Source organism: Nostoc sp. EspVER01 (genome assembly GCF_034530635.1).
Classification (GTDB): domain Bacteria; phylum Cyanobacteriota; class Cyanobacteriia; order Cyanobacteriales; family Nostocaceae; genus Nostoc.
The window spans coordinates 1-12,481 of record NZ_JAVRCS010000048.1; the positions used below are offsets into that span (position 1 = coordinate 1).

At 41.4% G+C, this 12,481-nt stretch carries 11 protein-coding genes; 4 read left to right on the top strand and 7 right to left on the bottom strand.

Going from position 1 to position 12,481, the window contains the following annotated elements:
* Positions 1–136 precede the first annotated feature (136 nt).
* On the top strand, positions 137–1,510 hold the full coding sequence (locus RMX69_RS26265; protein WP_322639189.1) for a hypothetical protein: 1,374 nt from the start codon (positions 137–139) through the stop codon (positions 1,508–1,510).
* A gap of 139 nt (positions 1,511–1,649) precedes the next feature.
* On the opposite strand, the gene RMX69_RS26270 is transcribed toward RMX69_RS26265, so the two are convergent.
* The 6 genes from RMX69_RS26270 to RMX69_RS26295 form a co-directional block, all read right to left on the bottom strand.
* Entirely contained in the window at positions 1,650–2,294 is a 645-nt protein-coding gene (locus RMX69_RS26270; protein ID WP_289795811.1) for a hypothetical protein, read from the bottom strand.
* Between the two features lie 165 nt (positions 2,295–2,459).
* On the bottom strand, positions 2,460–3,287 hold the full coding sequence (gene map / locus RMX69_RS26275) for a type I methionyl aminopeptidase (RefSeq protein ID WP_289795812.1): 828 nt from the start codon (positions 3,285–3,287) through the stop codon (positions 2,460–2,462).
* A 253-nt stretch (positions 3,288–3,540) separates the two neighbouring features.
* Positions 3,541–4,065, bottom strand: a complete 525-nt coding sequence (locus RMX69_RS26280) for a plastocyanin/azurin family copper-binding protein (RefSeq protein WP_289795813.1) — start codon at positions 4,063–4,065, stop codon at positions 3,541–3,543.
* A gap of 103 nt (positions 4,066–4,168) precedes the next feature.
* Positions 4,169–7,069, bottom strand: coding sequence for a pitrilysin family protein (locus RMX69_RS26285; protein ID WP_322639190.1), 2,901 nt, complete (start codon positions 7,067–7,069; stop codon positions 4,169–4,171).
* Between the two features lie 142 nt (positions 7,070–7,211).
* The gene (locus tag RMX69_RS26290) at positions 7,212–7,655 is read right to left on the bottom strand and encodes a VOC family protein (protein ID WP_289795817.1); all 444 of its coding nucleotides are present in this window, start codon (positions 7,653–7,655) and stop codon (positions 7,212–7,214) included.
* A gap of 76 nt (positions 7,656–7,731) precedes the next feature.
* Positions 7,732–8,244: a TIGR02652 family protein gene (locus RMX69_RS26295; protein ID WP_094347390.1), complete on the bottom strand. Its 513-nt coding sequence runs from the start codon at positions 8,242–8,244 to the stop codon at positions 7,732–7,734.
* 239 nt (positions 8,245–8,483) lie between these two features.
* Here RMX69_RS26295 and RMX69_RS26300 point away from each other — a divergent pair, with 239 nt between their 5' ends.
* From RMX69_RS26300 to RMX69_RS26310, 3 genes are all read left to right on the top strand, one after another.
* Positions 8,484–9,011, top strand: a complete 528-nt coding sequence (locus tag RMX69_RS26300; protein ID WP_289795818.1) for a gamma carbonic anhydrase family protein — start codon at positions 8,484–8,486, stop codon at positions 9,009–9,011.
* Between the two features lie 305 nt (positions 9,012–9,316).
* Complete coding sequence (locus tag RMX69_RS26305) at positions 9,317–9,442, top strand: photosystem II protein Y (RefSeq protein WP_099101230.1); 126 nt, start codon at positions 9,317–9,319, stop codon at positions 9,440–9,442.
* 203 nt (positions 9,443–9,645) lie between these two features.
* Complete coding sequence (locus RMX69_RS26310) at positions 9,646–10,998, top strand: folylpolyglutamate synthase/dihydrofolate synthase family protein (RefSeq protein WP_322639191.1); 1,353 nt, start codon at positions 9,646–9,648, stop codon at positions 10,996–10,998.
* Between the two features lie 66 nt (positions 10,999–11,064).
* On the opposite strand, the gene RMX69_RS26315 is transcribed toward RMX69_RS26310, so the two are convergent.
* Positions 11,065–12,363: a sugar ABC transporter substrate-binding protein gene (locus tag RMX69_RS26315; RefSeq protein WP_322639192.1), complete on the bottom strand. Its 1,299-nt coding sequence runs from the start codon at positions 12,361–12,363 to the stop codon at positions 11,065–11,067.
* Between the last annotated feature and the right edge of the window lie 118 nt (positions 12,364–12,481).

Genomic DNA, 12,481 nt, shown 5'->3' on the forward strand with positions numbered 1-12,481 from the left:
TTAACATATTTTGGGCTGTTTTTATCGGATTTCTCTTAACATTCAACACTTTTGGGCTAACCTAGAAATACTTGTTAGTGAATTGCCAACACTAATTCAGAATTTAAAACTGACTATTGGCGATTCTAATCAAATAATGGAACAAATTATCCTAATCAATAATGCTCAAGAACGGTTACGGAATATTAAAAAAGTAATCGCTCAAGAATTGAAATTTGATCGCATCAATAATTCTGCGATCGCTACACTTCCTAGACTGAGCGTAGCTACTTTATTTATACCTAATTTGGGATTAGTCGATCCAGCGATCGCAGAAAAATTTGGTAACTCAGAAACTAAAATCTCATTAACTGATTTACAATCAAAAATTGATGTTTGGATTGAATGGGGTTATTTTTTGCAAGCAATAGCTACTGATATTCTCAGTGATATTCAATTAGTAAATCAACTTAATTCTGATATTATTAATTTAAGTATTCCCAAAGAATTTAAAATATTTAATAATATTTTTAAACTTGACTTAGGCTGGGGTAAAGCTAATATTTTAAGACATCAAATTGAAAAAATTAGCGATTGTCAAAAACAACTATTACAGTTACAGCAAAAATTAAATTATATTTTTGATACTATTAAAAATAGTCGCAGCTTATTAAATATTTTATTAGGTGTCTCAGCTTTTTATGGTAAATCTGGTTTCGCTTTAGAGTGGTTAGACGATGACCACGAATTAATTATATCGAGTGAGGGAAAATTTCAAGAATTGACAGATATTCTCAATGATTGTGATTCTTTCCAAGAACAAATTGCTGCTTTAATTATTCAGGGTGATACTTTAAGTCTACAGGCAGAACAAGCCTTGAAAAAGATTGAACAGGAAAGTAGTAAAGAAGCAATTATTAGCCAGAAAATAGGGATATTATCAAAGTTTTTAACACCAACAATATTACGTTCAGCTTTGATTATAACTTCAAGTTTATTAATCTTAACTTTTGGTAGTTTGAAAATTAGAGAACAAAGTCTAAGTTTAACTCAAGAAGGAAGTGCCATCACCAACTTTAAATCTGCTCAAAAACTTGGTATGGAGGCTGCTTCTTTGGTTCAAAAGCCACCGCATCCTCTAAAAGTCTGGCAACAAGCACAAAACAAATGGCATCAGGCAATCATCTTGTTAGATAGCATTCCTCACAAGACATCAGTTTATGACCAAGCAAAGAATAAATTGGCTTACTATCAGATTAACTATAAATCTATCAGTCAAAGAGTGTTGATTGAAAAGAAAGCTTTAGCAAACTTAGAGTCAGCCCAAAAACTAGCAATGGAAGCTAATTTATTTGTGCGAAATTCACCTCATTCACAACTAAGTCGGCAGCAAGCACAAGATAAATGGCAGCAAGCAATAAATTTATTACAAGCGATTCCAGAGAGTACTTTTGTTTCTGTACAGGCTAAAGAAATGCTTCCTATTTATAAAACTAATTATGCAGCTATCAGTCAAATATACCAGTACTAAAATCATTCGTTAAATATTAGATACCCGACTTCTTAAATAAGTCGGGTATCTGGACACCGTGAATTTTTGCAAATTAGATAGGATTAGTATATAGCAGTTCTCGAACAGATGAGGGATGTCCTTAAAAACTACAGCTATTTTACGGATAATTTATTGCATCATTGTTTTCTTGGCTATAGCAAAGTATGTATTCAGAATTAATCCACCCCTCTCTTCCTAAAATTCTGTTGTTTGGGCTATTAGTAACACGCACTTCAACCCAAGGTGTTGGGCGACCTTGGAGTGATACAATATCTGGTTTAAGTAATGTGATGTTGTTGCCATTATCTAAACCTGTTGTTGACTTTCCACCAGCTGTAGCACGTAAAGCTAATTGCCCTGATTGCAACCCAGTTACTTCGCAAAGTGCAGGCTGAACCTGAGCTACATTACCACTACATTTTAGGCTGCTACTACGCATCCAACCTTCTAAACCTTTTTCTTTAGGACTATCTGCATCGATAACGCTAACGTAAATCCAATTTTGAATACCTTTAGCTAGTACTTGTAACTTTGCGTCTTCATATAAATTAATTGCACCTCCATCTTCAAATTCTCCTTGCGGTTTTCTTAGGTATAAGAAAAGCGCTTCATCATGTCCTAATTTCTTGGCTTGGCAAATTACTTGCCTGTCAGCATTTTTGGGAGTTGCAGCGCTTGCTATTGGTAACAAATTAAGAGTCGAAATCCACAGATAAAATGCAACAAAAGAAATGTGAGGTATAGGTTCAAAAAAACTTGCCATTTTTGAGTAAATACGAGTGTTTTTCTTATCTTATCCGTAATAAATTTCATCGTCTAGGATAATTTCACTTACCTTTGCTAACCTCTACATTAAAAAAAATAAAGAGGCAAATCGCCCTTTTTTGACGCTTTACCTCTTTCAAAAACAAATAATTACAACTAACAGTTACACCTTAGAACGGTCAGTCAAAATCTCATAACCTGTCTCTGTCACCAAAACTGTATGCTCAAACTGAGCCGACAAAGAATTATCCATAGTGACTGCTGTCCAACGGTCAGATAATGTCCGCGTGTGTCTAGAACCTGCATTTAAAATTGGTTCAATTGCCAGCGTCATCCCCGCCCGGAGTTTAACATTTGGCATCTCACGAGTACGGTAGTTGAATACTGAAGGTTCTTCATGCAGGTTACGACCGACACCGTGCCCAGTAAATTCTTCGACTATACTAAAACCGTTAGATTTCACATGATCTTCAATTGCTCCAGCTAAGTCAAGTAGGTATACACCAGCCTTGACTTGCTCAATGCCTTTATATAAAGCTTCTTCTGCTACACGAATTAATTTAGCAGCTTCTTGCGTCACTTCACCGACAGCAATTGAAATGCAAGAATCACCATGAAAACCTTGGTAATAAGCGCCTGTATCTACTTTTAATACATCCCCAACGCGAATCACTTTTTTGGGGCTAGGAATGCCATGTACTGCTTCATTATTAATGCTGGAGCAAATAGAACCGGGAAAACCGTGATATCCTTTAAAACTTGGTGTTGCACCCATTTCGCGGATACGTTTTTCTGCATAAATATCCAAATCAGCCGTGGTCATTCCTGGCTTTACAAGCTCGGCAATTTCTTTTAGGACAGTTGCGACAATTGCCGATGATTGCCGCATGATTTCAATTTCACGTGGCGATTTGATCTCAATTCCTCGGCGCTGTTTTTTCGCAGGTGCAGGTTGAGTGGCTTGAGAAAGTAAGTTACTGAAAATGTTCATAGGAAATTAATAATTACTGGTGGCTCTGACGCTGAGGTATGAATGCTTTCTCTAGATTAATTGAGAAATAATATCTATAATTTAACACTATGGGAGTTAGTACAGTTTTATCTAAAATTGTGATGAATTGAGGGTTGAAATTTAAACGCATAGGCGCTTTGCCTTCCCGTAGGGTAGGGGCGCAAAGTTAAGCGCAGAGGTACGCAGAGAATTTAATCACCTTAATGAAATGTTGTATTTAGCTCAATTATTTTTAATTCTTGATGGCAATCTCTCCAGTCATACCTGCTTCTGTATGTCCCGGTATTGTACAACGTAAGCCATAAGTACCAGATTTTAGGGGGACAAATACCCATTCGGCTTCAGCATCGGGTTTGAGTTCTAGTTCGTGAATGGCTCCTTTGATTTCTACTTTCCCTGCTTCAACTTTTTGTGTCCAGATGCCATCGGCAAAATCTTTAGCAGTAAAATAGTGCTTCAGTTGGCTGGGATTATTAAGCTGTAGTTGATAGCGTTTACCAACCTCAAATTCCAAATGATTTGGCTCAAACTTGAGTTCGTTAGCCGCATTACCCAAGTTAATTGTAATTTCTGTAGCTGGTTGCTTGAGCAAATCAAAAGACTTATTCGCTGCCATTGCTGGAGTAGCAGCGATGAAATTTAGAGCTAGGAGTAACGTTAATATCACGTAGTTACGCCGTAATATTTGTACCCAAGTAGGAATTGTGAAACGAAGGGATTTAATTGCAATTTCGTAAAAACAGTTATAAATTTTCATCACTAATTCTCAAAAGGCAATGCTGATGAGCAAGAATAACTAATAGGTAGCGGGAAAACCACTTTACCTATTCTTTATATTATCCATGCCCAGTGCCTTATCTCTACCTAATACTTTTTTCTGCTAACACAGATGGCCCAGCAGTAACGACTACGATTTGATCTGGGTGGAGTAACTCACGAGCCACTTGATTAACTTCGGCAAGGGTGACTTTCTGGATTTTATCAGTGAAGGAGTGCAATTCTACTTTATCTAGTCCATACACCTCATTCATCAGAATTCTATCTGTTAATTCCTCTGGGTTTGCCAGGGAAACGTTGTAGTTGCTGATGAGGGTGCGTTTAGCTGTCTCTACTTCCAGCGCCGTGACGCCTTGTTGATGGATTTGCTGTAGCATTTGGCGGGTACTAGCGATCGCTTTACTGCTATCTTCAGGACTAGTCTGCATCTCAATCAAAAATGTCCCTACATTCTTTCCGACTTGAAAAGAGCTATAAATTCCATAGCTCAAACCTTGGCGATCGCGCACTTCTGCACCTAGTCTACTAGATAAGGTATCGCCTCCCAAAATCTGGTTCAATACTAAAGCTGCATGAAATCGAGGATCGTAACGGTTAATGCCTGTGTAACCCATATAAGTTACAGCTTGGGCTTTATCTGGTAAAACTGGGTTGACACTAACTATTTTCTGTGGCATTGCCACCGGAGGATATTTTAATGTGGGTGCTTTTCCGCTAACTTCCCAGTCTCCAAACTTATTTTTAATCAGCGATCGCACTTTGTCTAGATCAAAATCTCCCACCAGCGCTAGCACTGTTGTATCTGGACGATAATGTTTAGCTTTAAAATCAATCACATCCTGGCGCTGAATCTGCTGTAAACTCTCCTCTGTGGGAAAAGCATGTAAGGGGTGTTTTTTCGGATAAATTGACTGAACAAATACTCTTCTGGCTACTTCTGATGGCTCATCTAATTCCTGTTGCAAATCAGTTAAAGTTTGTTGGCGATGCAGTTCCAACTCTTGGCTTGGAAAGGTACTATTTTTAGCAACATCTGCCAATATCTCCAGGAGTATCGGCAAATCATCTGCTAGACTATCACCTTCGATATGTACGCCTTCGCGGTAGGTTTGAAAGTCTAGACTTGCCCCTCGTTCTCCTAAGACTTTAGCAATAGTTAAAACATCCTTGCTCTTAGTCCCATTTAGCAAATTATCTGCCACAAAAGCAGCTAATCCAGCTTTATTCTCTGGATCAAATTCCGTCCCAGCTTGAATATAACCGCTCAAGGTAACGGTGGGAGTACTGCGATCGGGTAACAGTAATATCCGCAATCCGTTAGTCAATTTAAATTCCTGGGGTAAGACTTGGGCAATCGTATCTGTAGCCAAATCCACGGGTGGTAAGTATTTTATTACCTCAGAAAAAAGCACAGGTGCGCCAGGAGAAAAATTTTCTGTAGTTTGGGCTGAGTGTGGTTTGTCAGTAACTTCTGTTAGCCGCTTCTGGGTTGGTTCAAAAAATCCTACTGTCCGCGCTTCTTTCGTCAGGTATTTGTTAATCACAGCAACAACATCCGTCGGCTCCACCAGACGAACAGCTGCCAAATAGCGGTCTGTGTAGCGATAATCACCAACGGTTGTCTCATCAGTGCCCAATCGCATTGCTTGAGAAGTGATATCACGGTTACTCAAAATTACATCTGCTATTAGTTGAGTTTTAGCTCGTTCTACTTCCTCAGATGTCACACCTTTTTCTGCTACATTGGCGATCGCACTACTCAACATTGAGTCAATTTTTTTCAAATCTTGTTTAGCTCCAGCCGTCACCAATACTTCATACCAGCCAGATTCTCGCAAACTGGTGACGGATGCTGTAACTTCACTAGCTAAACCTGATTCCACCAATGCCTGATAAAGTCTAGAATTCCGTCCCTCTGTCAAGATGTAATCCATCACATCCAGCGCCGGGACATCAGGTTGATTTGCATCCGGTAACGGATACACCGCCTGTAACAGCCTCCCTGCTCCCGGTTCTCGCAATATTATGGGAGTGCTGAGTGATAGAGATGAGGGAGAAATAACTCCTGCCCCCTGCTCCCTGCCCCCTGCTCCCTGCCCCCTGCTCCCTGCCTCCTGCCCCCTGCCCCCTGCCCCCTGCCTCCTGCTTCCTGCCTCCTGCCTGGGTAATTTACCAAACACCTCTTTAATTGTTTCCAGAGTATTTGCAGTTTGAAAATCTCCCACAATCACCAAGACAGCATTATCGGGACTGTAAAAATTGCGGTAATATTTTTCTACCTGCTCAACTTCAAATTTCTCGACATCAGCTTTGGTGCCACCTACAGGCAACCCATAAGCATGATTGGGAAACACCGCTTGCATGACAGCGCGGTTGAGGCGATATTCTGGACTATTTTCGTAACCCTGCAACTCAGAAATTACTACCCGCTTTTCACTGGCTAATTGCTCTGGCTCAATCTGGGAATTTCGCATTCTGTCTGCTTCCAGCACCAAGAGCGCTTTCAGCTTGTTTCGCTCCACAGTACCGTAATATGCAGTTTGATCGTAGCTGGTGAAAGCATTGGAATCACTACCTAAAGCACTAAACAAACGTCCAAATTGAATTGGACGGTTTTTTGTGCCTTTAAACATCATGTGTTCCAATTGGTGGGCAATGCCATTCACCCCCGGTTCTTCGTTGCGTGAGCCAACCTTGTACCACACCTGCACCGTCACCACTGGCGCAGTATGCACTTCCTTTGTCAGGACAGTTAGACCATTCTCCAGCACTGTCTTGCGGACATTTTCTGTCAGTGTTGAGGGCATTATTCTTTTTGCTAGCAAGGTTGACTGATATTTTTCTTTGTTAGTAGATATAACAGGATGTTGACTATGAGCGGGTCGATCGCTCAACAAAAAAACAGCTACTAGCCATAAACTTAAAAGTAATAACGGCAAGGGATATTTATAAAATTTAGAATAAAATTTGGAAAATCCATACATGTATTTAGCAGATTTATCTGTAAATTAAGTTACATAGTTATTTTGGAGAGTGACTACACTTTAATCTGGCAAAAAAATCTGTTACTTCAGTAACAATACAGAAAAACAATATATTAGCAACAAAGGTCATAAAAAAGCTAAATTACGGGAGTTTTGCTAAAACCCGAATGAATTCCAGAGGTAAACCATCGGTATCGGCGATGAAAGCTACTTCGTAAATGCGATCGCCTATTTGCTGTTGTGTCGGTTCTAAAAGCACCTTCAACGGTTCTAATCCTTCGGTTTGACTCTCAGTAGCTACCAATACACGTTCTTGCAAATTTGTCAACCAGCTAGGTAAATCTGGTGTCATCTCAGTTAGATCGAACGAGAGATGATAATATCCCACATAATGTTCGTCAGCAAAGGCATCTGGGGCTGGTTTTGGTTCGGGAATTTGGATCAGTTCAATTCTGCCGCCCAATCCTTCCATCCAGCAAGCTAGGGTGTAGCCTGTGGTAAAGCGTTCTGAGATTGTAAACCCTAAAAGTTCGTAGAAAGCGATCGCTCGATGAATATTCGCAGTCCGAATAGAAGCGTGGTGCATAACAAAAGTTAGGAGTTGTAAGTTATGAGTTCTAAATTGAATTTAACTCCTAACTCCTCACTCCTAACTCCTAACTTTACTCAAACAACCTGAAATAAGGGTAGCGTACAGGGACACCAGGCTCTTTTTCCAAGTCAAAATTAATCACTTCCCAACAGTCATCTTCTGAAGTATCGGGGCTAAACTCCACGGGTAAACCGTACAAACGCGCAGCAGTAGCTTCTGGTTGTCCAGAACGCCAAGGCGTGCTGCGTTCTAAGTAGCCACTCATCAATTCCTGATAGCGTCGAGCAATAATTACTCGTGTTGCTCGAAAGCCTTGGGTATAGAGCTTATCTAATGCTTCGTGAATTTCAAAGCGAATACCATCAGGATGAGTATGTTGTCTATACCATTCATTATTCCACCTCCGCCAATGACGCCCCGATTGCAAATGGATTAACTCTCCATTTTTAGGATTAGCTTCAAACGCGCCATGACGAGGGCACAAATAGGTATCTGTTAGTGTCAGCGCCGGAATAGTCTGGCGACAATGGGGACACTGTATTTCCGGCCCAAACATCGGGTACTGCAAACCTGGATTCATCATGAAGTGCGTACAAACATAATTTTGTCTTCACCAGCACTAGTGGGTCGGATTATACACTTCGGCTCAACCACTTTGGGTTACTTGCTCACTGCTGCACAAACACGGTGTTGCGGCAGGAACATTGTTCACTAGTGTTTTCCTCAGCGTAGAGGCTTGACGCTGTGATATCCTGGTTGTGCAACCAGCCTCAAAGGTTGGAGTTTCTCCAGTGTTCCTGGGTACCATATTCATATTCTATCGTGTCTACCGCTTCTTACTGGACATCTCCTGATTTTTCTCAAGCTGCCTTCATTGCGAGCAATGCTGTTGTTATGGGTTCGGTAAATATAGCAACAGGAGTGAGCATTTGGTATGGAGCAGTGGTGAGGGGAGATGTAGAACGGATTGAAATTGGCGAATGCACAAATATTCAGGATGGTGCAATTTTACATGGTGATGCTGGTTTTCCAACAATTTTAGAAGATCATGTTACCGTAGGGCATCGTGCTGTAGTACATTCTGCTTACATTGAGCGTGGAAGTTTGATTGGCATTGGCGCAGTGATTTTAGACGGGGTACGAGTGGGCGCTGGTAGCATTATTGGTGCTGGCGCAGTGGTAACTAAAAATGTACCGCCTTTGTCCCTAGTTGTCGGTATTCCAGGTAAAGTGTTACGGCAAGTAACAGATGTTGAAGCCGCAGAACTGATTGAACACGCTAAACGTTACCAAAAGTTAGCTTTAGTTCATGCCGGTAAGGGTACTGATATTGGTTTTAGCAAGGCTTAATAGTAGGGAGTGGGGAGGCAGGGGAGCAGCACTTCGGCTACGCTCAGTGACCAAGGAGCAGAGGGGCAGGCGGGCAGGCGGGCAGGGGAAAAGGTTAAAGGTTAAAGGGAAAAGGAATGAATTTAATCTTTCCCCTTTCCCCTTACCCTTTTCCCTTTTCCCTTTCCCCAATTCCCAATCCCCAATACCCCATAAATTAAACATTCTTTACATTTGTATTTGGAAAAATTGCCCACTTCAGCTAAAAATAAAAATGAGAGCTGTTGACAAAACTTTAATTTCTACTTAAGAGAGGGGTTCTAGATATGGATATCGATTTTCGTATAGCGATCGTTTTAGCACCAGTTGTTATTGCCGCTAGCTGGGCAGTGTTTAATATTGGCGCTGCGGCTTTAAGACAAATTCAAGGCTTTTTGGATAGAGAAGCTTAAATTAGGCTCAATATCATCATTTTTAACCGACTGTTTATCTTCACAGAGGCAGTCGGTTTTGTTCATATCGATTAATGGGACATGGGGTACAAGAGGCAGAGGAGAAAAACTGACTGCAACTTCTCCCTTGCTCCTCTGCTCCTTGGTCACTGAGCGTAGCCGAAGTGCTGCTCCCCTGCTCCCTCATCCCCCATTTCTCTACCTTGGATATCGATTCTGTAATACAACCCCTGCAACGCTTTGGTGTCCATTTAGGACTCGATCACATTGTCAATCTATTGGCAAATCTCGGCAATCCCCATCACCAAGTCCCGGTAATTCATGTTGCTGGCACTAATGGCAAAGGTTCAGTGTGTGCCTATCTTTCCTCGGTACTCACTGAGGCTGGTTATCGTACAGGACGCTACACTTCCCCCCATTTAGTTGATTGGACAGAACGTATTTGTCTGAATGAACAGCCAATTTCCTCTGAGGAATTAAGCCAATTATTAAAAAAAGTCCAAGCGGTTATTCGCCCTGATGACGAATCACCAACTCAGTTTGAAGTAATTACGGCGGCCGCTTGGTTATATTTTGCCCAGCAACAAGTTGATGTAGCTGTGGTAGAAGTCGGGCTAGGAGGGCGCTTAGATGCCACCAATGTATGCTTGGAACCTCTGGTTACGCTCATCACTTCCATTAGCCGGGAACACTGGCAACAACTTGGCCCTACCCTTGCTGATATTGCTAGAGAAAAAGCTGGTATTCTCAAACCTGGATGCCCTGTTGTGGTTGGGCCATTACCATCAGAGGCAGAGAAAGTGGTGCGATCGCGTGCTTTAGAATTACAATGTCCAATTTTTACCCCTCAACCCGCCCGTGAAATCGCTACAGGATGGGCAGAGTATATATGTGAAGCAGAGGAGCAGAGGGGCACTTCGACTACGCTCAGTGACCGAGGGGCAGAGGGGGAAATCAAAGAATCAGCCCATCACTCTATTAAATACCCTTTGCCGTTAGCGGGACAAATTCAGTTAACTAATTCAGCTTTGGCAATAGCTGCTTTAGAAATTCTCCAACAACAGGGTTGGCAGATTTCCGAAGAAGCCATAATTAACGGCATGGCCAAAACTAAATGGCCGGGGCGGATGCAATGGACTACTTGGAAAAACCATAAATTATTACTTGATGGCGCTCATAATACCGCCGCCGCCCAAGTTCTCCGCCAATATGTTGATAGCTTAGACGCAATTAACCCCAAACCCATAAATTGGGTGATGGGAATGTTTGCCGATAAGGATCATACTGATATTTTTACCGCATTACTGCGACCAGGCGATCGCCTTTATTTAGTGCCAATACCAGTAGAACCTTGGGCCGGCAGAACTTCCGCTGATCTAGACTACTTATCAAACCTAGCTTACAGCCTCTGTCCCGAATTAAGCGATCGCCAAATCCATCCAGATTTATTCACAGCACTAGAAGCCGCTACCACAGACGATTTAATCGTTTTGTGTGGTTCCCTTTATTTAGTAGGCGATTTTTTATCAACCACCAATATAATTCGTAAATCATAATTACGAATTAGGTTGCCGAGCGTTCGCGTAGCGTCTCGTAGAGAAGTCGAGGTACGAATTACGAATTTATCTGTTGTTCCACTCTTGCGCCGCATCCTCTACAGCTTTATCTACTGTCTTCTGATCTAACATTGCTGCTTGCAAGTTCTCATAAACTGCCTTTTGCAGTTTATTAAAATCCTTCAAAGTAGGGGTTAATATTTCTGCTTGTTGTAATTGTTTAGCAGTGATAACTCGCGCTTTTTCTACTGTTGAAGCATTAGCTGGAACATCTTTAAAGTAAGTATCAGACAATGCTTTGATTGTAGAAGGTAGGACATTTGCAGCTTTAGCAAAGGCTAACTGATTTTCGTCATTGGTGACAAATAAAGCAAACTTCACTGCGCCATCTGGTTGTTTACTATCGCGGGGAATAACTATGTTCATTACTGCGACATTTTTCTTACCTGTGTCACCAGTGAGTTGAGGTGCTATTTCTGAAGCTTGAGCAATTTTTGGGGCATTATTAGCGATCGTTTTCAGGAACTCTGGCCCAGAAGCTAAAAATGCAGTCTCTCCAGATTGGTATAAATCGATCGCATGGCGATGTCCTTGGGTTAAAGCCTCTTTAGGAAGCAAACCTTTTTTATACAAGTCTACCCAATACTGAAACGCGGCTTTTCCTTGTGCCGAATTAAACGCCGCTTTACCCTCAGCATCTATTAAGGTCACTCCCATTTGCACGAAAGATTCCAGCACTTCACCGGAATCTTGCGGTACGAAAGTCACAAAAAAGGCATACTTACCCGTCTTGTCTTTAATTTGTTGCGCGGCTTGTGCCAATTCTGCGTAGGTTGCGGGGACTTTATTGATACCTGCCTGTTTTAATAAATCAGTGTTATAAATGGTTAACCGTGTGGTGAGATACCAGGGAATCCCAAAACTCTTGCCATTAAGCGTACTTGCTTTCCAGATATTCGGCAGATAGGAGGAACGTACATCATTTGGGACTTTCACATCTAAATCTAACCAGGCATTTCGTCCGGCAAGTTGGGAAGCAAAACCCGGATTTAAGTTGACTACATCAGGTGGCGTTTTTGCGGAGACAGCTGTTAATATTTTGTTCTCCATTGCTGCCCAAGGTACATCAACCCAGTTAATCTTTATACCTGGATTTTGCGATTCAAAATTCGCAATTAGGCTTTTGAAGTAGTCGGTAAATTGAGGTTGGAGTTGCATTGTCCAAAACTCAACAGTTCCCGCTCCTGAAGTAGCTTGTTTTGTACTTGTATTAACATTACCTGTGCTGCAACTTACAACCCAACTGGTTAATAAGCCAAGCAGTACAAAAGCAACAAGTTGTTTAAATTTTCGCAATTGAATCATTTTCCCAGTATTTTTACGCTTGATCGGTGTGAAAAGCTTAGACAGAATTGTTGAGATTATAGGCTAAATAAATTACCCGTAAAGACGTAATATATAACGCCTTTACTGCAACAAATTT